Source organism: Proteus appendicitidis, from assembly GCF_030271835.1.
In the GTDB taxonomy this organism is placed as follows: domain Bacteria; phylum Pseudomonadota; class Gammaproteobacteria; order Enterobacterales; family Enterobacteriaceae; genus Proteus; species Proteus appendicitidis.
Genome location: NZ_CP127389.1, coordinates 555,628 through 581,071 on the forward strand (window position 1 = coordinate 555,628; position 25,444 = coordinate 581,071).

At 40.7% G+C, this 25,444-nt stretch carries 29 protein-coding genes; 16 read left to right on the forward strand and 13 right to left on the reverse strand.

The features are described from left to right. The first annotated feature begins 20 nt into the window (after positions 1 to 20). The 9 genes from mreC (at position 21) to QQS39_RS02735 (ending at position 10,686) form a co-directional block, all read left to right on the forward strand. On the forward strand, positions 21 to 1,073 hold the full coding sequence (gene mreC, locus QQS39_RS02695; RefSeq protein WP_285805339.1) for a rod shape-determining protein MreC: 1,053 nt from the start codon (positions 21 to 23) through the stop codon (positions 1,071 to 1,073). A 5-nt stretch (positions 1,074 to 1,078) separates the two neighbouring features. Beyond that, positions 1,079 to 1,567 carry a rod shape-determining protein MreD gene (mreD, locus tag QQS39_RS02700; RefSeq protein WP_151434172.1) on the forward strand — a complete coding sequence of 163 codons (489 nt, stop codon included), beginning with the start codon at positions 1,079 to 1,081 and terminating at the stop codon, positions 1,565 to 1,567. A 52-nt stretch (positions 1,568 to 1,619) separates the two neighbouring features. Then, positions 1,620 to 2,207 (forward strand): Maf family protein, encoded by a 588-nt coding sequence (locus QQS39_RS02705; protein ID WP_151434173.1) that lies wholly within the window; start codon positions 1,620 to 1,622, stop codon positions 2,205 to 2,207. Further along, positions 2,204 to 3,673: a ribonuclease G gene (gene rng / locus QQS39_RS02710; RefSeq protein WP_151434174.1), complete on the forward strand. Its 1,470-nt coding sequence runs from the start codon at positions 2,204 to 2,206 to the stop codon at positions 3,671 to 3,673. The genes QQS39_RS02705 and rng overlap by 4 nt, the downstream gene beginning before the upstream one ends. A gap of 45 nt (positions 3,674 to 3,718) precedes the next feature. Further along, positions 3,719 to 7,519: an AsmA2 domain-containing protein YhdP gene (gene yhdP / locus QQS39_RS02715; protein WP_285805340.1), complete on the forward strand. Its 3,801-nt coding sequence runs from the start codon at positions 3,719 to 3,721 to the stop codon at positions 7,517 to 7,519. Next, positions 7,516 to 8,376, forward strand: coding sequence for a deaminated glutathione amidase (gene nit1 / locus QQS39_RS02720; RefSeq protein ID WP_109371968.1), 861 nt, complete (start codon positions 7,516 to 7,518; stop codon positions 8,374 to 8,376). Before yhdP ends, nit1 begins: the two co-directional genes overlap by 4 nt. Beyond that, positions 8,373 to 9,818, forward strand: coding sequence for a metalloprotease TldD (gene tldD / locus QQS39_RS02725; protein ID WP_285805341.1), 1,446 nt, complete (start codon positions 8,373 to 8,375; stop codon positions 9,816 to 9,818). Before nit1 ends, tldD begins: the two co-directional genes overlap by 4 nt. 86 nt (positions 9,819 to 9,904) lie before the next feature. Then, positions 9,905 to 10,405 carry a ribonuclease domain-containing protein gene (locus QQS39_RS02730; protein ID WP_151434178.1) on the forward strand — a complete coding sequence of 167 codons (501 nt, stop codon included), beginning with the start codon at positions 9,905 to 9,907 and terminating at the stop codon, positions 10,403 to 10,405. After that, positions 10,405 to 10,686 (forward strand): barstar family protein, encoded by a 282-nt coding sequence (locus tag QQS39_RS02735; protein ID WP_151434179.1) that lies wholly within the window; start codon positions 10,405 to 10,407, stop codon positions 10,684 to 10,686. Before QQS39_RS02730 ends, QQS39_RS02735 begins: the two co-directional genes overlap by 1 nt. Positions 10,687 to 10,759: 73 nt before the next feature. Here QQS39_RS02735 and yjgA read toward each other — a convergent pair whose 3' ends face one another. After that, positions 10,760 to 11,320 carry a ribosome biogenesis factor YjgA gene (yjgA, locus tag QQS39_RS02740; RefSeq protein WP_151436713.1) on the reverse strand — a complete coding sequence of 187 codons (561 nt, stop codon included), beginning with the start codon at positions 11,318 to 11,320 and terminating at the stop codon, positions 10,760 to 10,762. Between the two features lie 187 nt (positions 11,321 to 11,507). On the opposite strand from yjgA, the gene pmbA reads away from it, so the two are divergent. Next, positions 11,508 to 12,836, forward strand: coding sequence for a metalloprotease PmbA (pmbA, locus tag QQS39_RS02745; protein WP_285805342.1), 1,329 nt, complete (start codon positions 11,508 to 11,510; stop codon positions 12,834 to 12,836). 116 nt (positions 12,837 to 12,952) lie between these two features. On the opposite strand, the gene rnk is transcribed toward pmbA, so the two are convergent. The 12 genes from rnk to QQS39_RS02805 all read right to left on the reverse strand — a co-directional run bounded on the left by rnk (position 12,953) and on the right by QQS39_RS02805 (position 21,610). Then, positions 12,953 to 13,363, reverse strand: a complete 411-nt coding sequence (gene rnk, locus QQS39_RS02750; protein WP_075671465.1) for a nucleoside diphosphate kinase regulator — start codon at positions 13,361 to 13,363, stop codon at positions 12,953 to 12,955. A 175-nt stretch (positions 13,364 to 13,538) separates the two neighbouring features. Beyond that, positions 13,539 to 13,811 (reverse strand): PTS phosphocarrier protein NPr, encoded by a 273-nt coding sequence (gene npr / locus QQS39_RS02755; RefSeq protein ID WP_006535359.1) that lies wholly within the window; start codon positions 13,809 to 13,811, stop codon positions 13,539 to 13,541. Then, a complete protein-coding gene (gene rapZ / locus QQS39_RS02760) occupies positions 13,808 to 14,662 on the reverse strand; it encodes an RNase adapter RapZ (RefSeq protein WP_064718868.1) in 855 nt (284 codons plus the stop codon). Before rapZ ends, npr begins: the two co-directional genes overlap by 4 nt. Before the next feature lie 79 nt (positions 14,663 to 14,741). Next, positions 14,742 to 15,209 (reverse strand): PTS IIA-like nitrogen regulatory protein PtsN, encoded by a 468-nt coding sequence (ptsN, locus tag QQS39_RS02765; RefSeq protein WP_151434181.1) that lies wholly within the window; start codon positions 15,207 to 15,209, stop codon positions 14,742 to 14,744. 149 nt (positions 15,210 to 15,358) lie between these two features. Next, the gene (hpf, locus tag QQS39_RS02770; protein WP_036913954.1) at positions 15,359 to 15,646 is read right to left on the reverse strand and encodes a ribosome hibernation promoting factor; all 288 of its coding nucleotides are present in this window, start codon (positions 15,644 to 15,646) and stop codon (positions 15,359 to 15,361) included. 23 nt (positions 15,647 to 15,669) lie between these two features. Continuing rightward, positions 15,670 to 17,151 (reverse strand): RNA polymerase factor sigma-54, encoded by a 1,482-nt coding sequence (gene rpoN / locus QQS39_RS02775; RefSeq protein ID WP_196736131.1) that lies wholly within the window; start codon positions 17,149 to 17,151, stop codon positions 15,670 to 15,672. Positions 17,152 to 17,210: 59 nt separating this feature from the next. After that, positions 17,211 to 17,936 (reverse strand): LPS export ABC transporter ATP-binding protein, encoded by a 726-nt coding sequence (lptB, locus tag QQS39_RS02780; protein ID WP_006535352.1) that lies wholly within the window; start codon positions 17,934 to 17,936, stop codon positions 17,211 to 17,213. A gap of 6 nt (positions 17,937 to 17,942) precedes the next feature. Beyond that, positions 17,943 to 18,476: a lipopolysaccharide ABC transporter substrate-binding protein LptA gene (lptA, locus tag QQS39_RS02785; protein WP_151434183.1), complete on the reverse strand. Its 534-nt coding sequence runs from the start codon at positions 18,474 to 18,476 to the stop codon at positions 17,943 to 17,945. Then, positions 18,457 to 19,035 (reverse strand): LPS export ABC transporter periplasmic protein LptC, encoded by a 579-nt coding sequence (gene lptC / locus QQS39_RS02790; protein WP_151434184.1) that lies wholly within the window; start codon positions 19,033 to 19,035, stop codon positions 18,457 to 18,459. The genes lptA and lptC overlap by 20 nt, the downstream gene beginning before the upstream one ends. Positions 19,036 to 19,051: 16 nt before the next feature. Next, positions 19,052 to 19,609 (reverse strand): 3-deoxy-manno-octulosonate-8-phosphatase KdsC, encoded by a 558-nt coding sequence (kdsC, locus tag QQS39_RS02795; RefSeq protein WP_109371956.1) that lies wholly within the window; start codon positions 19,607 to 19,609, stop codon positions 19,052 to 19,054. 27 nt (positions 19,610 to 19,636) lie between these two features. After that, complete coding sequence (kdsD, locus tag QQS39_RS02800) at positions 19,637 to 20,611, reverse strand: arabinose-5-phosphate isomerase KdsD (RefSeq protein ID WP_285805343.1); 975 nt, start codon at positions 20,609 to 20,611, stop codon at positions 19,637 to 19,639. A gap of 18 nt (positions 20,612 to 20,629) precedes the next feature. After that, a complete protein-coding gene (locus tag QQS39_RS02805) occupies positions 20,630 to 21,610 on the reverse strand; it encodes a calcium/sodium antiporter (RefSeq protein ID WP_285805344.1) in 981 nt (326 codons plus the stop codon). Positions 21,611 to 21,856: 246 nt separating this feature from the next. Between QQS39_RS02805 and mlaF the strand changes: the two genes are divergently transcribed. The 6 genes from mlaF to ibaG all read left to right on the forward strand — a co-directional run bounded on the left by mlaF (position 21,857) and on the right by ibaG (position 25,408). Further along, complete coding sequence (mlaF, locus tag QQS39_RS02810; RefSeq protein ID WP_285805345.1) at positions 21,857 to 22,669, forward strand: phospholipid ABC transporter ATP-binding protein MlaF; 813 nt, start codon at positions 21,857 to 21,859, stop codon at positions 22,667 to 22,669. Between the two features lie 3 nt (positions 22,670 to 22,672). Next, on the forward strand, positions 22,673 to 23,452 hold the full coding sequence (mlaE, locus tag QQS39_RS02815; RefSeq protein ID WP_196569986.1) for a lipid asymmetry maintenance ABC transporter permease subunit MlaE: 780 nt from the start codon (positions 22,673 to 22,675) through the stop codon (positions 23,450 to 23,452). A 3-nt stretch (positions 23,453 to 23,455) separates the two neighbouring features. Next, entirely contained in the window at positions 23,456 to 23,992 is a 537-nt protein-coding gene (gene mlaD / locus QQS39_RS02820) for an outer membrane lipid asymmetry maintenance protein MlaD (RefSeq protein ID WP_196569988.1), read from the forward strand. 96 nt (positions 23,993 to 24,088) lie between these two features. Next, positions 24,089 to 24,718 (forward strand): phospholipid-binding protein MlaC, encoded by a 630-nt coding sequence (gene mlaC, locus QQS39_RS02825; RefSeq protein ID WP_109371945.1) that lies wholly within the window; start codon positions 24,089 to 24,091, stop codon positions 24,716 to 24,718. A gap of 1 nt (position 24,719) precedes the next feature. Next, a complete protein-coding gene (gene mlaB / locus QQS39_RS02830) occupies positions 24,720 to 25,013 on the forward strand; it encodes a lipid asymmetry maintenance protein MlaB (protein ID WP_285805346.1) in 294 nt (97 codons plus the stop codon). 140 nt (positions 25,014 to 25,153) lie between these two features. After that, positions 25,154 to 25,408, forward strand: a complete 255-nt coding sequence (gene ibaG, locus QQS39_RS02835) for a BolA family iron metabolism protein IbaG (protein ID WP_006535338.1) — start codon at positions 25,154 to 25,156, stop codon at positions 25,406 to 25,408. Positions 25,409 to 25,444: the final 36 nt, after the last annotated feature.

Genomic DNA, 25,444 nt, shown 5'->3' on the forward strand with positions numbered 1-25,444 from the left:
TGTGAGTGATCTTAGAGTTTATGAAGCCAATTTTTAGTCGGGGCCCTTCCCTGCAACTAAGATTAATAATCGCCGTGGTTGTTGCTATCTCTTTATTGATTGCTGATAACCGTATTGGTGCATTTTCTAAAGTCCGCCAGTATCTTGATACTGCTGTTAGTCCCTTCTATTTTCTTGCAAATGGCCCACGCCGTTTCCTTGATCAAATTTCAGAAACATTTGCCACGCGTGAGCGTTTACAATTTGAGAATCAAGCGTTAAGAAAAGAGTTGTTAGTTCGTAGCGGAGAAAGCCAATTACTGGAGCAATTTAAGCAAGAGAATGCCCGTTTACGAGAATTACTTGGTTCACCACTGCGCCAAAATGAACAAATGACAGTAACGCAAGTACTGTCTGGTAATAGTACGCCTTATCGAGATCAAGTTGTGATTGATAAAGGAACCAATGATGGCGTCTATGAAGGGCAACCTGTTATTAGTGATAAAGGTGTTGTAGGACAAGTTATTGCCGTAAGTGAGCTTACGAGTCGTGTGCTATTAATATGTGACACTTCTCATGCATTACCTGTACAAGTTTTACGTAACGATATTCGTGTTATCGCTTCTGGTGCGGGCTGTGCGGATGATTTATTGCTAGAAGCATTACCTGCCAATATTGATATTCGTGTAGGCGATGTTTTAGTGACATCCGGATTGGGCGGTCGTTTCCCAGAAGGGTATCCTGTTGGTGTGGTATCTTCAGTTAAAGTGGATAACCAACGGGCTTATTCCGTGATTAATGTTCGACCTTCAGCAGAGCTACAACGTTTACGCTATTTGCTTTTATTATGGAATTCATCAGATAAAATGGGAGAGCCTCCTCTGCCTTCAGAGGTTTATCACGCGGCTAATGAGCGCTTAATGCAACTGATGCCTCAAGTTTTACCTAATTATGAACAAGCAGGGCCACCGCTCCCTCGTTCTATGTCTCAAGAGCCGTTAGACAGTGCGGCTGAAGAAACTAACAGAACAACGACACCAGCAACTCCTCCTGCTGCAACAAATACACCTGCTAATACAAATAGAAGTAGGTAGACACGATGAATCCATATCAAAGTCGTGGGCGTTGGGTTGTTTGGCTCTCTTTTCTTGTCGCATTAGTTTTACAAATTATGCCGTGGCCAGAACAGTTAGCCGTGTATCGACCTATTTGGCCGATGCTATTTCTTATTTATTGGATAACAGCAATCCCTCATCGAGTCAGTGTCGGAACCGCATTTGTTTTAGGTATGATTATGGATTTAGTCCAAGGAACTACCTTGGGTGTCAATGCATTGGCCTATACTTTAGTGAGTTATGTCATCGCCTTTAAATATCAGCTTTTTTGTAATTTAGCGTTATGGCAACAAGCCTTAGTGGTAATGTTAAGTGTTGTGGTTGTTGATCTTGCTGTATTTTGGGCAGAATTTTTACTTTCACCTGTGACTTTTCACCCTCAAGTATTCTGGAATAGTCCAGTCAGTGGTATTCTTTGGCCTTGGCTTTATTTTTTACTTCGCAAAATCCGCCACCAGTTTTTAGTTCACTAAGTTATTGGATCATGGCGGTCACTTTTGCGTTACCGTCATGAGGACATTATTTGTGACCACACTTTACCTTGCTTCCAGCTCACCAAGAAGACGTGAACTTCTCGCGTTATTAGATGTTGAATTTAGTATTATCACACCAGCAATTGATGAAATTTGGCAACAAGGTGAAAAGCCAGAAGAGTATGTTCTTCGTTTAGCAAAAGAAAAATCACAAGAAGGTGTAAGACAAGCACCTCATGATTATCCCGTTTTGGGGTCTGATACTATTGTGGTTTATGATGGTCATATTCTTGAAAAACCTCGTGATAAAACCCATGCTGCGCAAATTCTACGTTCACTCTCTGGCGCAACACATCAAGTGATGACAGCAATTGCTATCTCTAATAGAACACATACATTGAGTCAATTAGTTGTCACACACGTCACTTTTAGAGAGATGACAGAGAGTGAGATTAGCGCGTATATTGAGTCAGGGGAGCCAATGGATAAAGCTGGCGCTTACGGTATTCAAGGAAAAGGAGGCCGGTTCGTTCAACGGATTGAGGGAAGTTATCATGCTGTTGTCGGATTGCCTCTTGTTGAAACCGAAGCATTGATAGCTCAATTTTCGTCTCTAGCTAATGAGAAGGAGATTTCATGACAGCAGAGTTATTAGTGAATGTGACGCCTTCTGAAACCCGTGTCGCCTATATTCGCGGCGGCATACTTCAAGAAATTCATGTCGAAAGAGAAGCAAAACGAGGTATCGTCGGAAACATCTACAAAGGTCGGGTAAGTCGCGTATTACCCGGGATGCAAGCTGCATTTATTGACATCGGGCTGGATAAAGCCGCTTTTCTACATGCTTCTGATATTATGCCTCACACTGAATGTATTGCAGGTGAAGAGCAGAAAAAATTTAATGTTCGTGATATTGCGCAACTGGTGCATCAAGGACAAGACTTAATTGTACAAGTGGTTAAAGATCCATTAGGAACAAAAGGCGCTCGCCTTACCACCGATATTACATTACCTTCTCGCTATTTAGTGTTTATGCCGGGTGCCTCTCATGTCGGCGTTTCTCAGCGAATTGACAGTGAAGAAGAGCGTGAACGTTTAAAGCTACTCGTTGAAGAGTATTGCGATGAAAATGGTGGTTTTATTATTCGTACTGCCGCTGAAGGCGTTGGTGAGCATGAAATTAAGCAAGATGCTGCTTTTCTTAAACGCCTGTGGAATAAAATCATTGAGCGTAAAAAAAGAAATAAAACCCGTATTCAAATTTATGGTGAATTAGCGTTAGCGCAGCGTATTTTACGTGATTTTGCAAGCTCTGAATTAGATAGCATACGGGTTGATTCTAAATTAACTTACAATCAACTACAGGAATTTATTGGTGAATATATTCCTGAATTAACCGCTAAACTTGAATTGCATCAAGGGAATCAGCCTATTTTTGATCTCTATGGTGTAGAAAGTGAAATTCAACGGGCTTTAGAGCGTAAAGTTGAATTGAAATCAGGCGGTTATCTGATTATCGATCAAACTGAAGCGATGACCACTATTGATATCAATACAGGGGCATTTGTTGGTCATCGAAATTTAGAAGAAACGATTTTCAATACTAATATAGAAGCAAGCCAAGCCATTGCTCGTCAATTACGGTTACGTAATTTAGGCGGTATCATTATTATTGACTTTATTGATATGAATAATGATGAACATAAACGCAGAGTATTAGCATCACTTGAACAAGCGTTAAGTAAAGATAGAGTGAAAACAACGATTAATGGCTTCTCTCAGCTTGGCTTAGTAGAAATGACACGTAAAAGAACGCGAGAAAGCCTTGAACATGTGCTTTGTGATGACTGCCCAACTTGCCAAGGGCGAGGTACGGTAAAATCAGTTGAAACAGTTTGTTATGAGATTTTACGTGAAATAGTGCGTGTGCATAAAACGATTGATGCAGATCGCTTCTTAGTTTACGCCTCTTCAGCAGTAGCCGAAGCATTAAAAGGCGATGAATCACATGCATTAGCAGAGGTTGAAATTTTTGTCGGTAAACAAGTGAAAGTGCAAACTGAGCTACTCTATAGTCAGGAGCAATTTGACGTGGTGATGATGTAATGGATTCGCCTTCCTAATGAATATGATGGCAGAAAGGAGACAAAAATGAAGCGGCTGCCTAAATACCTGTTAGTGATAACAGTTTTTTGCCTCATCGTTTTTGCCTTGGTATTAAGCGGATTTCGCTACTTTCTGCCACGCTTAGATAGTTATCGTCCTGAAATAGAATCGTATTTAACGAAGCAACTCAATAGCCCTGTCTCAATGACAAAGATCATAGGGGAGTGGCAAAATTTTGGCCCCGATATTCAAGTAGAAGGGCTGAATATTACCAATAAAGATGTGAACGTAACGGCAGAAAAAGTCACTTTTTCTTTTGACGTTTGGCGTTCATTATTCGCTTTCCGTCTTCATTTTCGTGAACTGACCTTTGAACAGTTATATGTTAATTACCATAGCCCTATTTTTACTGGGCAAAGTGGGGATATAACGTTAACTGAACCTGATGATATCTCTTCAATTTTCCTTGAGCAGTTTGACCGTTTTAAACTGATTGAAAGCCGTTTTGTTTTTTTAACCCCTTCAGGAGACACCAGTACATTACATGTGCCTGAATTGATGTGGTTAAATCAGAAAAATCGTCATCGTGCTCAAGGTGAAGTCACTCTCGATACTCCCATTAATCATTATGGGGGATTAAAAGTACGCCTTGATCTCTATACCACAGAGAAGGGGCTTATCGATAACGGTAAAGTATTTCTTACCGCAGATGATGTTGATATCTCACCTTGGCTTAGTCAGTGGGTAAAAAATAATAGTGGCGTAGGTGAAGCCAAAGCCAGTTTGTCTAACTGGATTGACATTACTCAAGGGCGTATTACTGGAAGTCAGTTACAAATTCATCAAGGTGAAATGGACTGGAGTAGTGATGGAACCTCGCACGTACTAAATGTCGAAGACTTAATATTACGTATGAGAAGGCAAGAAAATGGTTGGCTTGCGGATGTTCCTTATACGCGAAAAATTACCATGGATGGTGAAGAGTGGCCTGATGGTTATTTAGCCGTTCTTTATCAACCAAAAGAAAAACAGAATGATGAAGCATGGCGTATTCGTGCCAAAAATATTGAACTCGATAGGCTGTATGCCATATTGCCGTTGTTCTCTTTTTTAACGCCTGATTTTGTTCGTCAATGGCAGTATCGTCAATTTTCTGGTGTGGTTAATGATTTTGCATTAGATCTCACCCCAGAAAACTTCGAGCAAAGTGCCATTAATCTTTCTTGGAAAAATGTGAGTTGGAAGCGTTGGCAAGAGATCCCCTCGGTACAACATTTCAGCGGGCAATTAAAAGGAAGTATGCAAGGCGGTGAACTTAACTTTGCTTTAGCCGATAGTGAAATAGATACGGGCGAATTATTTAAAGCACCGCTGAATATTGAAAAAGGGAAAGGTACAGTTTATTGGACTCATTCTGGAGATGACTTATCTCTTTGGAGTGAAGGATTAGATATTCAAGCTACATCAGCATGGGTTGCCGGTGATTTTCGTTATGAGAAACAAGGTGAAGATCAACAACTTTCTATACTCTCAGGCGTAAGAGTCACAAATGCAGGAGATGCATGGCGTTACCTGCCTGAGGAGTATGTTGGTAAAGGGCTAACACAATATCTCTCAGATGCCATTATTGCCGGTAATATCGATAATGGAACCTTTATTTTCCATGGTAACCCCGTCGATTTTCCTTTTGATAATCACAAAGGGTGGTTCCAAGTTTATGCCCCTGTCAAACACGCAACTTTTAAATTTGATAGTGAATGGCCAGCATTATTCGATCTTGATATTAATCTAGATTTTAAAAATGATGGGTTATGGATGTCTTCTGCACAAGCGAAAGTGGGTAAAGCAACCGCCACGAATTTAAGTGCCGTGATTGAGAGCTATCGACAAGAAAAGATCTTAATTAATGCGGATATTCAAGCCACAGGCGACGAGCTGAAAGAGTATTTCTTAGACTCTCAAATGGCGAGCATTGGTCATACACTTGAAGAGCTTAATGTTGCCGGAAAAATTGACGGCACATTGAAATTAGATATTCCCTTTGGTGGTGAAGATGTGGTTGCTTCGGGGGATATTAATTTAAAAAACAATGATGTCACATTGAATTTTATGGATACCACCTTAAAAGGTGTTAGCGGGCAATTTCGTTATCACAATGACAAACTTGAGAGTGATACATTAACGGCTAATTGGTTTGGGCAGCCTCTCGCCTTCTCATTTACCAGTCATAATAGTACGGATAATTATCAGGTCGATGTTGGCTTAAAAGGTCAATGGGATATTCAAAAAATTCAAGGCTTGCCTAGCGATATTCAGCATAAATTTAGCGGCGTATTTCCTTGGAGTGGCAACGTTAATGTTAAGATCCCCGAAAAAGGGGATGTTGATTATCAAGTCGATTTAACCGGAAATATCAATGCATTAAGTAGTCAGCTAACAGCTCCTGAAACAGATGATTTAAAAAACTCACCGCCTATTGTGATTTCTGCAAAGGGTAACAGTGAAACTTTAACGGTGAATGCCAGTGCTGAAAAACAATGGAAATTTAATAGCCAGTGGGCATTAGGTAAGCAGTTGCGTTTATTGCAAGGTAATCTGGTGTCCTCTGGCGAGAAATTACCTGAATTGACAGCACAGCAACGCTTAACCATTTCTCTTAAAGGGCTAGAAGGTGATAAATGGTTGCCGACATTATTGGCTTTTTCGTCTTTAACACCGTCTGGAAATGATGTGAGCTTTCCTGATAATGTGCATATCAGCTTACCCGAATTAAATTTCGCAGGGCAAAAGTGGAATAATCCACAAACTGAAATCATGCGTATTAATGACGGTGTGAAATTGGCATTTTCAGGTAGTGAGTTACGAGGGGATGTGTTTATTCCTACCACGTCAGCACCTTGGCAAGTCAATATTAACTATCTCTATTTTAATGGCGCAACGTTATCTCAAGAAGAAAAACCATTAAAAATGGCAAATACTTCTGATGCGAATGCCTTGAAGTTTTCAGTTAAAAATATTCCCTCTATCGATTTTGAATGCCGAGAATGTTGGGTAAATGGATTACTACTTGGCAAAATTCAAGGTTCATTAAAGCAAAGGCATGGCGCGCTATTTTTAACAGAAGGTAAGTTAGAAAATAGCAGTGGTGAGTTGTCTGTTAATGGTGAGTGGTCTGAAGATAATGCGGGCAATAATACGACAAAGTTAATCGGCAAATTAAAAGCCGAAGAAGTTGATGAAATGGCCGCTTACTTCGGTTATATCATTCCTATTGTTCAGTCCCCACTTTCTGCTGATTTCTCATTGCAATGGCGTGATACGCCGTGGAATTTTAATCTTGCGACCTTAAATGGTGATATTAAATCTACTTTAGGCAAAGGGCGTATCGAAAAAGTGGATGTTGGGCAGGCGGGTAAATTACTGCGTCTTGTGAGTTTTGATGCGCTTTTACGTAAATTACAATTTGATTTTAGGGATACTTTCAGCGAGCATTTTGAATATGATTCGATTAAAAGTGAAATTACGATTAATCAAGGTATTATGAATGCAGAGAGTGTTCGTGTTGATGGTGTTATTGCTGATATTGCGATAAGTGGGAAAGTGGATTTAGTTGAACGTAAAATGGATCTACAGGTTGTAGTAACACCTGAAATTTCAGCCACTGTTGGTGTTGCTACTGCATTCGCGATAAACCCAATTGCAGGCGCCGCAGTGTTTGCGGCATCAAAGGTTCTGGGGCCACTTTGGAGTAAGATTTCAGTTATCCGTTATCATGTGACCGGAACTATGGAACAACCCAAAATTGACGAAGTACTGCGTCAGCTTAAGGAGAATCAGGCGTTATGAAAAAAGTTAATGTCGCACTTTTGCAACTTTGTAGCGGTAAAAACACAAAAAATAATCTGGCGCAAATTGAGCAACAGATTAAGCAATTACCCGATTCAGTGAAGCTTGTATTAACACCTGAAAATGCGTTACTTTTTTCGAACTCTAAAGATTATCATAAAAATGCTGAAGTTCAGGGTGATGGACCTTTACAAAATGCTATCGCTAAAATGGCTCAGCGCTATAAAGTATGGATCTTAGTCGGTTCTATGCCATTGATTAGCCGAGACTCCCCAGACCAAATTACGAGCAGTAGTTTGGTGTTTGATGATGAAGGTGTTATTCGTGCTCGTTATGACAAAATCCATATGTTTGATGTCAGTATTGATGATGAGCAAGGCGAATATAACGAATCTTCTATTTATCAACGCGGTGAGCGCCTAACAGTCGTTGATACTCCAGTTGGGAAATTAGGCTTAACAATCTGTTATGATTTACGCTTCCCAGGTATTTTCCAAGCATTAAGAGAAAAAGGAGCAGAGATAATCTCTGTACCAGCGGCTTTTACCCGTTTAACAGGGAAAGCACACTGGGAGCCTTTATTACGCGCTCGTGCCATTGAGAATCAGTGTATTATCTTAGCGCCAGCACAAGTGGGTACACATGATACGCGCCGGACTTGGGGTCATACCATGGCGATTGATGGCTGGGGGAAAGTTTTGAAAAAGAACCCTGATGCTGTTAGTGCGCTAACGTTGAATGTTGGCGTCGAAAGTTTACACGGTATGCGTGAACAGATACGGGTTGTAAAACATAACCGCTTTCGCCCGAAACTGACCCACTTAATCAAAAAAGTTAAGGATAAAGAAGAATTATGAGTTTAGCTGTTGTCAGCGAAAGTCTGTTGGAAGCAAACAAACTTAGTTTAGATGATTTAGCATCAACACTAGAGCAGCTTGCACAGCGTCAAATTGATTATGGTGATCTTTATTTTCAGTCAAGTTATCACGAGGCGTGGGTTCTCGACGATCAGATTATTAAAGATGGCTCTTACAATATTGATCAAGGTGTTGGTGTTAGAGCAATTTACGGTGAAAAAACCGGCTTTGCTTATGCCGACCAACTAACGCTTAATGCACTTAATCAAAGTGCTCATGCTGCACGAAGTATTGTTCAGGCTAAAGGTAATGGTCGTATCCATACTTTAGGTGCTATTCAACATTCTCCGCTATACAGCTTAAACGATCCTCTACAAAGCCTCTCTCGTGAAGAGAAAATTGCGCTATTGCATGAGGTAGATAAAGCTGCTCGCGCTGAAGATAAACGCGTTAAACAAGTTAATGCGTCATTAACTGGTGTTTATGAGCATGTGCTTGTTGCAGCAACCGATGGCACGTTAGCCGCCGATGTGCGTCCTTTAGTTCGCCTTTCAGTGAGTGTGCTGGTGGAAGAAGATGGCAAACGTGAGCGTGGCGCAAGTGGTGGCGGTGGTCGTTTTGGTTATGATTACTTCCTCATTAAAGTCGATGGTGAAAGCCACGCTATCACTTATGCGCGTGAAGCGGTGCGTATGGCGTTGGTGAATTTATCTGCAATTGCGGCACCAGCGGGAACAATGCCTGTGGTCTTAGGTGCAGGCTGGCCGGGAGTGTTGTTGCATGAAGCCGTGGGTCATGGTTTAGAAGGTGATTTTAACTGTCGTGAAACCTCTGTATTTTCAGGTCGTCTTGGTGAGAAAGTCACTTCGGAGCTTTGTACGATTGTTGATGATGGCACCATTGAAGGTCGCCGTGGCTCTGTGGCTATTGATGACGAAGGTGTCCCAGGTCAATACAATGTCTTAATCGAAAACGGCATCTTAAAAGGCTATATGCAAGATAAGATGAACGCACGTTTGATGGGGGTTGCGCCAACGGGAAATGGTCGTCGTGAGTCTTATGCGCATCTTCCTATGCCTCGTATGACAAACACTTACATGTTAGCCGGTAAGTCTTCACCAGAAGAGATTATTGCTAGTGTTGATCGCGGTATTTACGCGCCAAACTTTGGTGGTGGTCAGGTTGATATCACATCGGGTAAATTTGTTTTTTCAACCTCAGAAGCTTATTTAATCGAGAATGGAAAAATAACTAAACCAATTAAAGGGGCAACGCTGATTGGTTCAGGTATTGAGGCCATGCAACAGGTTTCTATGGTAGGTAATGATCTCGCTTTAGATAAAGGGGTTGGCGTTTGTGGTAAAGAAGGACAAAGCCTACCTGTTGGTGTAGGTCAACCAACGTTGAAGCTTGATAAGATCACCGTAGGCGGTACAGCTTAATTATCGCTATCGTTATTTGTAAGTATCTATTGAACTCCATCTTTTGATGGAGTTTTTTATCTCAGCGACAGTAAAGGTGCTAATTTATGGGTAAACGTTTATTACCAGTTATTATTGTTATTGCGGTTTTATTTGGTGTTCTTTATAAAGGTTTATTGCCTGAAACCAAAGCGCCAACGTCTTCATCCTTAGCGCCTATTCCGACATCACCAAGTAATAACACCAATAAACCCGCACAAACTCCACTGTCCATTGATGAGAAAACGCAAACCAATGCAGTAGCTAGCTATTTGCAACGTTATCAACAGTTGCCAGATTTTTATCTCACTAAAAAACAGGCTAGAGAGCAAGGCTGGAATGCGAAAGAAGGTAACTTATGTGAAGTTTTACCGGGAAGAGCAATTGGTGGCGATCGCTTTATGGATCGTGAAAAGCAGTTACCAAAAGAAGCTGGACGTCAGTGGTATGAAGCGGATGTAAATTATCAGTGTGGTCGTCGTGGCAGTGACAGATTGCTCTATTCGAATGATGGGCTGATTTATGTTACCACTGATCATTATCGTACAATGACAAAGGTTGCACCTTAATGAAACAGGTTATCTTCAATTTTAAAACACTGGCAGATAGAGACGCCTTTTATCACGAATTTGCACAGCAATTTCAGTTAGATGATAAATTTGGCGATAACCTAGATGCACTATGGGATGCGTTATTGGGTGGAATAGAATTGCCGGTCAGTATTGTTTTCAAGCATTTACCGCACCATTCCCGTGATTTTCAACCTTTGGTGGAATTGATGCAAGAAGCACAAAGGGAGCTTGGTAAAGACGTTTTAAGCTTTCATTGTGAGCATAAAACACAAAAGTAATTTAGAGTAGAAAATACGCCCTGAAAATCGCAGTGAGGCTGAATTGACACTGCGTTTTCAGGATGATCAGGTTTTATGCTGATTCTGATAAATCTTTTAGATATTGAAATAGTAAGCGGAATGATTTTGGCGGTTTATTCGCTTCTTTTTCTTTTTTCGTATTACGGATAAGTGTGCGTAATTGTTGGCGATCAGCCATTGGATAAAGCGCAACGACTTCTTCAATTACTTCATTGCCACCTTCAACAAGGCGAATTCGCAGATCTTCAAGTTTATGTAACACTAAGATCTGTTGGTTGTGGCGGTTTTTTAGTTTATCAAGCGCTTGGCGGATCGGATCTTCGTCCACATTGCGCAGTAGTTTTCCAATATACTGAATTTGGCGGCGGCGTGCTTCACGCTGTACTTTCTGTGCTAATTGAATAGAGGATAATAATTTCTCATCTAATGGTACACGTTCTAATTCTTGTGCACTTAATTCAACTAATTCAGTACCCAGTTTTTTGAGTGCTTCAGCATCACGTTTAATTTCGCTTTTGCTGACCCAGATAATTTCGTCCTCTTCTTCCTCTTCTGACGAGGTATCGTCAAATTCAGGATTGAGGTAATGCCACTCTTCAGGCTGCTTTGCCATAATAAAAATTCCTGTTGCAGAGTTAGCCGGGAGTGTGATTTGGTGAATGACCAAAAGCCCGACGGGTGATAACATTCATATATCTTCTATTGTAACTGGGAAAATCGCTTGTTGACCACCTGTCAATTGATTTACTTTGCTAAAAATAAGTAAAAAGTGGTGTTCTCCTTAGGAAAAATGGTTCTCAATGAATAATTCAGATCAGGTAAAACAGCTTGAAGACGCCGTCTCACTCGCATTAGAGCTGGCAGCAAAACAGTGTGATGGTGCTGAAGTCGCTATTAATAAATCGACGGGTATTAGTGTAAGTACGCGTTATGGTGAAGTTGAAAATGTTGAATTTAACAGTGATGGTGCTTTAGGTATCACTGTTTATCAACAACAACGTAAAGGTAGTGCATCTTCAACAGATTTAAGCCCTGATGCGATTAAGCGAGCAGTACAAGCTGCTGTGGATATTGCACGCTACACTTCAGTTGACCCATATGCAGGACCTGCCGATAAAGAGCTATTAGCGTTTGATGCACCTTTCCTTGATCTTTACCATCCTACCGAAGTCACAGCAGATAAAGCGATTGAATTAGCATCAAGAGCAGAAAAAGCCGCTTTAGATAGTGATAGCCGTATTATTAATACCGAAGGGGGGAGTTTTAATAGCAACAGTGGGACCCGTGTATTCGGTAATAGCCTTGGCTTATTAAAAAGCTATTCATCTTCACGCTATTCGATGTCGAGTTGTGTTATTGCTCGCGATGGTGAAGATATGGAGCGCGACTATGCTTACACTATTAGTCGTCGTTTCGATGATCTAGAATCACCTGAATGGGTGGGGCAAGAGTGCGCTCGTCGCACGTTATCTCGCCTTGCACCTCGTAAACTACCCACCATGAAAGCCCCTGTTATTTTTGCAGCAGATGTGGCGACGGGTATTTTTGGTCATTTGGTTGCAGCAATCAGTGGTAGCATGATTTATCGTGAATCTTCTTGTTTACTCGATAGCTTAGGTAAGCAAATTTTCCCACAGTGGTTAAACATTCAAGAGCGCCCTCATTTAATGAGAGGTTTGGCGTCAACACCGTTTGATAGTGAAGGTGTACGTACAACCAATGCTGAAATTATTAAAGATGGTGTATTACAAGAGTGGTTATTAACCACATATTCAGCAAGAAAACTGGGTTTAAAAAGCAATGGTCATGCTGGTGGTATTCATAACTGGTATATCCCAGGGCAAGGCTTATCGTTTGATGCACTGTTAAAAGAGATGGGAACAGGTCTTGTTGTGACTGAATTGATGGGACAAGGCGTTAGTACAGTAACGGGTGATTACTCTCGTGGTGCGAGCGGTTTTTGGGTTGAGAATGGTGAAATTCAATATCCTGTAAGCGAAGTGACTATTGCAGGTAACTTAAAAGATATGTGGGCAAATATTGCCACCATGGGGGATGATATTGAGACACGCAGTAATGTTCAGTGTGGTTCGTTGTTATTACCAGAAATGAGCATTGCAGGTGAGTAAATTTTAGACACTTATCGCAATCTTTAATCTCAGCCCGCAATGGGCTGAGATATCGCGTTTATCAATGTGCTTTTCAATTTGAGAAGATAAAGTAAGACGCGAACCTTCAGCTATGCTTAACGGTGTAATTCACCCGCAGCTTCAGGTTGGTATAGAATTTCTAATACTTTAACCTTGGTTTCAAGGCCATTTGGCAGCTTCCAACTGATCTCATCATCAATCGCTAAACCCAGTAGCGCAGCACCCATTGGTGCCATAACGGAAAGTTCAGTGGTGCTGTCTTTTAATGAAGCGGGATACACTAAAGTACGAGTACGCTCTTCATTGTTTTTTAAGTCCATAAAACGGACTTTGCTGTTCATTGTGACAATATTAGCAGGGATATCAGCTGGTGTAACAATGTCAGCACGATCTAATTCTTCATTCAATGCTTCAGCAATCGGGCTATCTGCAAATGCCGGTTGTTCAAGTAATGAATCTAAACGTTCTGCATCAAGTTCGTTGATGATAATTGTTGGCTTTGTCATACCACACTCCAATTTATTCCAATGCAAAACAACACCCCCACGGATGAGATGGGGGTGTTGTTAAACTCATATAAGAGATAATAGGCGGTTCTGTATAAAAAAGAAAGAGACAGTGATCACAGTCTCTTTCGGGTTATTTAGTTAAGAAATGCTAATCTATTGTTTTCTATTACGATTATTCTTCATCAAACCCAGATTCAAATAATGCGATAATAGCATCAATAGCTTCATTTTCATCACTACCAGTGACTTCTATATCAATTTGACTGCCTTGCTCTGAATCTAACATCAGCATAGCAATCACACTATCCGCTTGTGCTTCAACCCCTTCGTTGTTGCGTAAAATGACAGTTGATTGAAATGTTTTTACTAAATCAAACAGCTTCATTGCAGGTCTTGCATGCATACCGAGTCGATTTTTAATCGCAACTTGTCGATATTGGGTCATTTGCGTTTTTCTAGTGTTCTGTGGCGTGATTGTACGTTTTTCCCTCTAGAGCGGAAATAATCTGCGAGTTGCTCAGCAACATAAACAGAGCGGTGTTTTCCCCCCGTACAACCAATTGCAACCGTCAAATAACTACGGTTATTGGTTTCTAACATCGGCAACCAAAGTTCGAGATAGCTTCTAGTTTGATAAATAAAGTTATGAACTTCGGTGTGTCTATCTAAAAATGCCGCGACAGGGCGATCAAGACCTGTCATTGGACGCAGTTTAGGATCCCAATGTGGATTCGGTAAGAAGCGCACATCAAAAACATAATCCGCATCAATAGGAATACCATGCTTAAAGCCAAAAGATTCAAAGACCATAGTCAGTTCACGTTCACGCTTACCTAATAAGCGAGTGCGTAACATTTCTGCGAGTTCATGGACTGACATCTCAGAGGTATCAATAATGAGATCAGCCCGTGATCGCAATGGCTCAAGCAGATCACTTTCGGTATCAATGGCCACTTCTAACGAAAGATTCTTGGTCGAAAGAGGGTGGAGACGTCGAGTATCACTATAACGACGAATTAAGGTATTTCTATCTGCGTCTAAAAATAAGAGTTGTGGAGAATATTCAGCGGGTAAACTTTCCAGCGCTTTTTCGAAGATCTCCGGCGACTCTGGCATATTTCGGACATCAATACTGACTGCGGCAGCAGAAGCATCACGTTCAGCCAGTGTTTTTGCTAGCTCAGGTAAAAGATCAACAGGTAAATTATCAACACAATAAAATCCCATGTCTTCAAGCGCACGCAAAGCGACTGACTTACCTGAACCAGAGCGTCCGCTGACTATCATCAGCACCATGAGGTAGCTCCCCTATAATTTCCCAGTGATGAATATCATTCCACTGTATGCTATTCGCGTCCTACTAAACCCGTAGGGGTTATTCTGTGATAATCTGATAAAGCTCTTCATCACTTTGTGCGGAGCGTAGTCGGCGACATAAATTTTTGTCTGCCAACTGTTTTGCAATCAAAGACAGTGTGTGTAAATGTTCCTTACATTGTGTCGCAGGAACGAGTAATGCGAACAACAAATCGACAGGTTGATTATCAATAGCGTCGAAGGAAATAGGTTCGCTTAGGTGAAGAAACACACCAACTACTTTTTCTGTTTCATCACTTTCAATACGTCCATGAGGGATAGCTAAACCACCCCCAATCCCTGTTGTACCGACTTTTTCACGCGTCAATAAAGCTTCAAATATCAGTGTTTCGGGTAAATTAAGTGCTTTTGCTGCATTTTCACTGATAATTTCTAACGCGCGCTTTTTACTAGTGCAATGTACATCATTATGCGTACATGCCAGAGAAAGTACGTCGCTAATATTCATCTTTGTATCGTTGTTCATTGTCTTATTCACTTAGACCAGCAAACCAGATGCCACAAAGTGACATCTGGTTTTTTGTTACTGATATTGATTAGGCGTTGGCTTAAACCGAGTCATAAACAACGCAGTAACTTCGCCGATTGTATCCCCATTTCACAATGGGAAATGAATTAATGTTGTCTCAGTTTATCTTTGTGTTTGGTTAATTGACGAGCCAGTTTATCCATTAATCCATCAATTGCTGCGTACATATCTTCTGCTTCTGCAGAGGCATGCAATTCACCGCCATTAACTTGAATGGTCGCTTCCGCGATTTTATTAACTTTCTCGACTTTCAGGATAACCTGAACGTTATTAATTTTGTCAAAGAACTGAGGTAATTTCGCGCTTTTTGCTTTGACGGTATCACGCAGAGCATCGGTTAATTCAATATTATGACCAGTGATTTGAAGTTCCATAGTGTCTTCCTTCTCAATTATGCTCAAACCAACTCTTTGCGTTGATTTGAAGGCGGGATGGATAATGACTCTCTATACTTCGCAACAGTGCGTCGAGCAACTTGTATTCCAAGTTCTGCGAGCATATCTGCCAGTTTACTATCACTAAGTGGTTTCGCTGGGTTTTCTGCTGCGATTAGTTTCTTCACTAAAGCCCTGATTGCTGTTGAAGAGGCTTCGCCCCCGCTATCAGTATTCACATGGCTAGAGAAAAAATACTTCAATTCGAAAATTCCTCTCGGGCAATGCAAAAATTTTTGCGTTGTCACTCGAGAAATGGTGGATTCGTGCATTTCAACCTGTTCAGCAATATCTGCTAACACTAAGGGTTTCATGTGCTCTTCACCTAATTCGAAAAATGCCTGCTGTGTATCAACAATGCAATGAGCGACTTTTAATAGTGTCTCATTACGGCTTTCTAAACTTTTTATCAGCCATTTGGCTTCTTGTAAATTGTCACGAATAAATTTTCCATCACTTTCATTTTGAGTCGATTGACCCAATGCTGCATAAGTCTCATTTATTCGTAGGCGAGGAATGCTATCTGTATTTAACTCAACTTGCCAGCGTTCACCTGATTTTTTTACCAGTATATCTGGAATAACATACTCTGACTCGCCTGTATCAATACTTAATCCGGGCTTAGGATCAAGAGACTGGATCATCTCAATAACAGATTTTAGTGTCTCTTCTCGTAATTTCGTTTGACGCATCAATTGGCGAAAATCACGGTTACCTAGCAACTCTAAATATTGGCTAATGACTAACTGCGTTTCTTTAAGATAGGGTGTTTCTGTTGAAAAAGCGGATAGCTGAATCAAAAGACACTCTTTTAAATCACGAGCAGCAACACCAATAGGATCAAAGCGTTGAATACGTTTTAATACGGCTTCGACTTCATCAAGCTCTAATTCATCATCGCCCATTCCAGCAAGGATGTCATCTGTTGTGACAGTTAAATAGCCTGTTTCATCAATAGCATCGATAATACTTATCGCAATTGCTCTGTCTGTTTCTGAAAATGGGGTGAGATCAGCCTGCCATGTGAGGTAATCTTGCAATGAGGCAGTTGTTTCACCTTGATACAGTGGAAGCTCATCATCAGTATAGTCATTACTGGTGCCTGAAGGAGTGCCTGCGGTGTAGATCTCTTCCCATTGAGTATCTAAAGGAAGATCATCAGGCATCTCTTTTTGTTCTAAAGCATCCAGCGTGTCAAACTCTTCAACTTCGTTTTCAGTTGTTGTTTCTGTTGTAGAGGTTGGCTGATCTTCTGTATGAGACGCATCATCTGAAACGGGATCTTGTGGATCATCGTCTTGTTCTAGAAGTGGATTAGACTCAAGTGCTTGCTGAATTTCCTGTTGTAATTCAAGCGTCGAAAGTTGCAACAAACGAATAGCCTGTTGTAGCTGTGGCGTCATTGCCAGTTGCTGACTAAGACGAAGTTGCAGACTTTGTTTCATAATAATGCGATGAGTCCTTTGCTATTGTCATCCTTGACAGAGTAAAAGTGAATCAAAGATTACAGGCGGAAGCCTTCACCTAAGTAAACACGTTTAACTTGCTCATTTTCAAGAATTTCTTCTGGTGAACCATGAGCGATAAGGTGACCTTGGCTGACGATATAAGCACGTTCACACACATCTAATGTTTCACGCACGTTATGGTCAGTAATCAGTACACCTAATCCATAATCACGTAGATGCTGGATAATTTTTTTAATATCTAATACCGAAATAGGGTCAACACCTGCAAAAGGTTCATCTAATAAAATGAATTTAGGGTTGGCTGCCAATGCCCGCGCGATTTCAACACGGCGACGTTCACCCCCTGATAATGATTGCCCTAAGCTGTTACGTAAGTGGCTGACATTAAACTCTTCTAGCAGTTCTTCTGCTCGATCTTTTCGTTCTTCAGGCGTTAAATCATGGCGGATTTCTAAGATCCCCATAATGTTGTCATAAACGCTTAAGCGTCTAAAAATAGACGCCTCTTGAGGAAGATAGCCAATGCCTTTACGCGCTCGTTCATGTAACGGTAACAGCGTAATGTCTTCATCATCAATTGTAATACTACCTGCATCACGAGCGACAATGCCAACAACCATATAGAATGTGGTTGTTTTACCTGCACCATTTGGCCCAAGTAAGCCGACAATCTCACCGGAGTTAACGTTCAGGCTGACATCACCGACAACGGTGCGCCCTTTGTATGCTTTCGCTAAATTTTCAGCTTTTAACAGCGCCATAAAGTGTTACTTACCTTTGTTGTTAACACCAGGACCTTTCTCTTGCAACTGGGAAGGTAGTAAAACAGTAGTCACTTGTTTACCTTTACCGCTAAAAGCTTCCATTTGCTGAGTTGGGACGAGATAAGTGATCTTATCACCGGTGATATTACTGTCTAATTGTTCAAGATAGGCTTTACCCGTTAAGGTCATTAACTCTTTATCCATTTCATAGGTCATTTTTTCACCACGACCTTTGATAGGTTTACCATCATCTTGTAGCTGATAAAAAGTTACTGGATTACCAAATGCTTCTATTACGATCTTTTTGGAGTCACCGCCTGGACGTGTGACAACAACTTTATCAGCACGAATATCGATAGATCCTTGTTTGATCACAACATTTTGTGTGAAGGTTGTGACGTTTTTTTCTAGATCAAGCGATTGTTTCTCTGAGTTCACAACGATAGGTTGTTGTGTGTCATCTTTAAGCGCCATCGCAGGTACACTTATCGCTAAAAGTGTACCGATAATCAGTGTATTACGGATTTTTTGATTCATTAGGGATCTCATAATAGGTGTTTACCTTTTCAATCAGCTCTGCACGTTTCTCGCGCAGATTGCCTCGCATTTTTAAGCCGACTGATTTCAGTCCGACGCCGATAATAGTCACTTCATCATCAGAGGAAACATCCTGTGTATCCAAATTTGCGATAGCGTTGTCTGTGCTTATTCTCTGTAGTTGAGAGTCATCCGTTAGGCTATCAATTTGAACATCGCCATAAAGATAGAGCATTTTACTGTTTGTTAGCTTGGCTTTATTCGCGCGTACTGTCCATGTTGCATCCCCTGCCGGTGAATAGGTGGTTAAGACAGGGTTAGTAAACCATGTAAACTTCTGTTGAGCATAATTTTTGACATCATCAGCAACAAGTTTATATCCGAGTATACCCGTTGGCTCGTAAACAAAAGATATCGATGATTTGGATTGATAAGTTGGCTGACCATCATCAACAATCTCACCATCACCGAATTCAGTGTTATTAGTGTAGTTCCAGCCAATCAACGCAAGGGCGATAATGGCAAGAATTAAGGTAAACCAGGATTTTAATTTATTCATTCTGTATCGTTATACGTTAAATCGAAAGACCTTTAGCTTCTTCAAGCCGACCTTGCGCTAAAAGGATTAAATCACACAATTCTCGTACTGCACCACGCCCTCCCGCAATGCGGGTTACATAATTAGCATGAGGTGTAAGTAATGGATGAGCATCAGCCACGGCAACGGAAAGCCCTACTTTTTCCATTACAGGTAAATCAATCAGGTCGTCACCAATATAGGCTGTTTGTTCAGGTTTAAGGTTTAGTGTATCTAACAGTTGTTGATACGCCAAAAGCTTATTATGCTGACCTTGGTAAAGATATGTAATGCCAAGAGTCTTAGCACGATCTTCTAACAGTTTAGACTGACGACCTGTAATGATAGCAACCTCAATGCCAGATGTAAGCAAACAACGGATGCCATATCCATCACGGACATTAAAGGCTTTTAATTCTTCGCCATTATTGCCCATGTAAATGAGTCCATCTGACATCACACCATCAACATCACAAATCAGCAATTGGATTTTTTCTGCTTTTTTGATGATTTGTTCGCTTACTGCACCATAACAAGTTTCTATCATTGTATTCATTTTTATCCTTCGAACGTTATGACTATCTTATACAACACCAGCCTGTAATAAATCGTGCATATGCAAAACACCTAACAGGATATCACTATCTTGTTCTGTCACTAATAGCGAGGTGATATGTTTTGCTTGCATTAAATTCAGAGCTTCAACCGCCAAACAATCAGGGCGAATACGAATACCGCCTCTTGTCATTACATCTGAGATTTTGGCATTGTTTAGATCTATCCCTAAATCAAATATTCTGCGTAAATCACCGTCAGTAAATATACCGTTGATCAGCATACTATCATCACAAATGACGGTCATACCTAATTTTTTACGGGTTATCTCGACAAGCGCTTCACGTAAAGTGGCATCTTTGGTGACACGCGGAATATCTGCCTCTTTATTCATTAAATCACTGACATGAAGGAGTAATTTACGCCCTAATGCACCACCAGGATGAGAAAGTGCAAAATCTTCAGCGGTAAAACCACGAGCGCGTAAAAGCGCGATCGCTAGTGCATCCCCCATGACCAAGGTTGCCGTTGTACTGGTTGTTGGGGCAAGCCCTAAAGGACAGGCTTCTTGAGGTACTTTGATGCAAAGATGAATATCAGACGCTTTCCCCATTGTACTTTGAGGAGTGCGTGTCATACAAATCAGCGTTATCTGTTTACGTTTAAGCACCGGAATAAGCGCGAGGATCTCACTCGCTTCACCTGAGTTTGAAATCGCTAGAACGATATCTTTTTCGGTCACCATACCTAAGTCACCATGGCTTGCTTCACCGGGATGAACAAAGAAAGAAGGCGTTCCTGTGCTGGCGAATGTCGCGGCAATCTTATGTCCAATATGGCCAGATTTACCCATACCCATGACAATGATTCGACCTTGGCAGTGAAAAATTTTTTCACAGGCAAGAGTGAAGTCATCATTGATGTATTGTTCTAGTTCAGCTAATCCATCACGCTCAATATGAAGAACTTTTTTACCCGCTTGCTGAAAATCAAACTCGGTCATTTTTTTGTACCATTTATTTTAGGTTAAAAGAGAATGTGCGAAGCACAACACCGTAATATAAACAATAAAGCAAACTAACAAGAATATTCCTTTTCCTCGATTAAGACGTTGCTTACGTCCTAATGAAAAGAGAGAAAACAGTAAACTGGCGACACCAAGTACAGCAAAGCTAAAATAAAATGTATTGATATTAAATGTGCTTGGTGAGAGTAATGCTGGCATTCCTAAGACAAAAGTTAGATTGAAAATATTAGCACCTATAATATTTCCTAAGGCTAATTCATTCTCGCGTCTTAGTGCTGCCACAATGGTTGTTGCTAACTCCGGTAGGCTTGTTCCAATAGATAGCAAGGTTAAACCAACAAAAAATCCACTAAGATGATACTGTTGCATTAAAATAAAGACATTATCTAATATCATCTGGGTTGCAACTGGAATAACAAGTAACGCAACAACAACCCAAAAAAGGGCAACAGAATTACGAGGATTGGTCTGTAATTCAAAACGCGTTAAGGTTTCTAAAGGTAACACATGACGCTCTTGTGTGAGTGTTTTATGCATCGTTTTTATCATGAGAAATATGGATGCAAAACCAATAAAAAAGAGCAGCGAGCCTTCTCTAAGCCCTAAGTTTCCGCTAGAAACGATAATGCCAACAAGCATGATGACTATAATCATCAAGGGAAGCTCTTTTTTTAGCACTGCGGATTGAATGTTCATGGGGTAAATCATCGCGCCAATACCCGCGATAAGGAGAAGGTTGGTGAGTGTAGAGCCAATGGCTGTCCCGATAGCGATATCAGGCAAATTATGAACTGCGGCATCAGTTGAAACAAAAAGCTCAGGCAGTGATGTACCCGTACCTACAATTAAGATACCGATGACAGCAGGTGGGATTTTTAACGATTGCGCAAAAACGCTCGCACCATAAACTAATCGGTCTGATGCATAAACGAGTAACATCAATCCAAAAATTAAAAGAGACAAAGTAATCAACATGCCATCAGTTTTCCAACAATGAGCGAATAGCGAATAAAGAAAAAACCAATAAGACAGGGCTGATAAAAAAACATATTGTCAAAAGGTTTTACTAATTAACCATATTTTGACTAGCCAAGCACGAAAAGTAAAATTAACCGTGCAATAAATTGCTAAATAGTGGTGATTTCTTTGTAACATGGCGAATGACCTGCCAAAATAGCGTAAAAATTCGTTTATGCAGACAGGCTTGAGGATGTTTTATTCATGAACGCACAATCTGACAATCTAATTGAAGTGCGCAATATGAACTTCACTCGCGGTAGCAGAAAGATCTTCTCTGAGATCAATCTTGTTGTGCCAAGAGGAAAAGTGACTGCGATTATGGGCCCTTCAGGGATTGGTAAAACAACCTTGTTACGCCTAATGGGAGGACAAATCCTTCCAGATAGTGGTGAAATTTGGTTTGATGGCGACAATATTCCTGCGCTATCACGCTCTGCGTTGTATCAGGCAAGAAAGAAAATGAGTATGCTTTTTCAATCTGGCGCACTATTCACAGATATGAATGTGTTTGAAAATGTGGCATTTCCACTAAGAGAGCATACAAATTTACCTGAAGCCTTGATCCGTACAACGGTGATAATGAAACTTGAAGCCGTGGGATTACGTGGTGCGGCAAGTTTAATGCCTTCTGAATTATCAGGAGGAATGGCGAGAAGGGCGGCATTAGCAAGAGCGATTGCGCTTGATCCTGAGCTGATTATGTTTGATGAGCCTTTTGTTGGGCAAGATCCTATCACAATGGGTGTACTTGTTAAGTTAATTGATGAGTTAAATCATGCGCTTGGTGTAACTTGTGTTGTGGTTTCCCATGATGTACCTGAAGTGTTAAGTATCGCAGATTACGCCTATATTGTTGCGGAGCAGAAAGTGATTGCTCAAGGCAGCGCTCAAGAATTACAAGATAATCCAGATAGGCAAGTAAGACAGTTTTTAGATGGTATTGCTGATGGCCCTGTACCTTTCCGTTTTCCTGCGGGAGATTATCAGGACGACCTATTAGGACGAGGAAATTAGTACGTGGTAAATTTATTATCTCGCATTGGCACTAGAGCATTAGCGATTTTTGCAACTTTCGGTAGAGCGGGCATTATGCTCTTTCGTGCATTAATCGGTAAGCCCGAATTTCGTAAACAGTGGCCTCTTTTACTGAAGCAATTGTATAACGTGGGTGTTCAATCTTTATTAATTATCATGGTGTCTGGTCTATTTATTGGCATGGTGTTGGGATTACAAGGCTATCTTGTTTTAACCACCTTTAGTGCTGAAGCTAGTCTTGGCATGATGGTCGCGCTCTCATTGTTGAGAGAATTAGGCCCAGTTGTTACAGCATTATTATTTGCCGGTCGCGCAGGCTCCGCCTTAACAGCTGAAATTGGCTTAATGAAAGCCACAGAACAAATTTCTAGTTTAGAAATGATGGCAGTCGATCCTTTAAGACGTGTCGTTGCACCCCGCTTTTGGGCTGGTCTTATTAGTATGCCATTGCTTTCACTTATTTTTGTCGCCATCGGTATTTGGGGTGGTGCAATTGTGGGGGTGGATTGGAAAGGGATCGATGAAGGCTTTTTCTGGGCATCTATGCAAGGTGCCGTTGAATGGCGACTCGATTTAGTGAATTGCTTTATTAAAAGTGTCGTTTTTGCCATTACCGTCACTTGGATAGCGCTCTTTAACGGGTATGACGCAATCCCAACATCAGAAGGGATTAGCAGAGCAACAACACGTACTGTTGTTCATTCATCGTTAGCCGTATTGGGTTTAGATTTTGTGCTAACAGCACTGATGTTTGGGAACTAAGTCATGCAAAGTAAAAAAATTGAAGTTTGGGTTGGTCTATTTGTTCTGATTGCGTTAGCTGCCGTGATTTTCTTATGCCTTAAAGTCGCTGATATTAAAGAAATGGGTAATCAACCAACTTATCGTGTTTATGCCAGCTTTGGTAATATTGGTGGGTTAAAAGAGCGCTCTCCAGTTAAGATTGGTGGTGTGGTGATTGGTCGTGTTTCTTCTATCACCTTAAAAGAAGAAGATGAAGGGAACTATCGCCCTGAAGTCGCGCTCGATATTCTGAGCATTTATGACCATATTCCAGAAAGTAGCTCGCTGTCTATTCGCACATCTGGTTTATTAGGTGAGCAGTTCCTTGCATTGAATTTAGGTTTTTATGATGAAGCATTAGATTCTACTCTGTTAAAAGACGGAGGACGGATCACAAATACCAATTCAGCAATGGTGCTAGAAGATCTTATTGGTCAATTCCTTTATAAAACGGGTGATGGTGATGATTCAGCTAAATCTGAAACTAAACCAACAGAAGAACACTCTGCATTACCTTAATCATTAATTCCTATACGATGCACTTATATATTTAGCTAGATTTAGCGTAATAAATGCATCGTATTATTGAAACCCTATTTGAGGAGAAGCGAACATATGTTTAAACGCTTATTGATGGTCGCACTATTAGTGATAACGCCTTTTGCCATGGCAGTAGATAAAACCAATCCTTACGCATTGATGGAAGATGCGGCACAAAAGACCTTTAGTAAATTAAAAAATGAACAGCCTGAAATTCGTAAAAATCCTGAACTTTTACGTCAAATTGTTCAGCAAGAATTACTGCCTTATGTGCATATTAAATATGCAGGTGCATTAGTGTTAGGGCCACATTATCGTAATGCAACACCTGCGCAACGTGATGCTTATTTCACTGCATTTGAAGCATATCTTGCCCAAGTTTATGGTCAAGCATTAGCAATGTATGAAGGCCAAGAGTACCGTATAGAGCCTGCAAAACCTTTCGCAGATAAATCAACGCTAACTATTCGTGTCACCATTATCGATACAAATGGTCGTCCGCCAGTTCGTCTTGATTTCCAATGGCGTAAAAACAGTAAAACAGGCGAATGGCAAGCTTATGATATGATTGCTGAAGGTGTCAGCATGATCACAACTAAACAGAATGAGTGGTCAGATATTTTAAATTCTAAAGGTGTTGATGGTTTAACAAAACAGTTAGAAATCAGTGCAAAAACACCAATCACACTGGATGAGAAAAAATAACATGTCAGTTTCGTTAAATTGGGAAAAAAAGGATGGTGTCCTTTATTTCCAAGGAACGCTAGATCGTGAAACGTTATTGCCTGCTTGGCAGCAACGTAAGGCATTATTAGCTGACATTAATATCATTGATATTTCTGCCTTAGGACATATCGATTCAACAGGATTGGCACTTTTTGTTCACTTAAAAGCAGAAATGGAAGAGCAAAATCGTCAATTTATTATTCAAGGTGTCAGTGAGCGTTTTCAAACCTTAATTACACTCTATGATCTTGATGAAATTATGAATATTGCCTAATACAGATTTTGAGTAAAGGTATGAAAAAGCCCCCTTCATGATACTTTTATCATTAAGGGGGTTTTTGATGGTTTAAGAGTAGAGCGGATTCCATTAGGATAGACGACTGATTATTATTTTAACGTTGAGATTGAGCAATTATGGATACAAATGAAATCAAACAAGTATTAATGGACAGCCTGTCTTTAGATGAAGTCATCGTCAATGGTGATGGTAGTCATTTTCAAGTTGTTGTTGTTGGCGCAATGTTTGAGGGAATGAGCAGAGTAAAGCAACAACAAACCATTTATGCCCCTTTGATGGAATATATTGCAGATAACCGTATTCACGCTTTGTCTATTAAAGCCTACACACCTGAAGAGTGGAAGAGAGATCGAAAACTTAACGGGCTTTGATTCAGTAGGTATACAGCGTACAGCAAAATAAAAAGA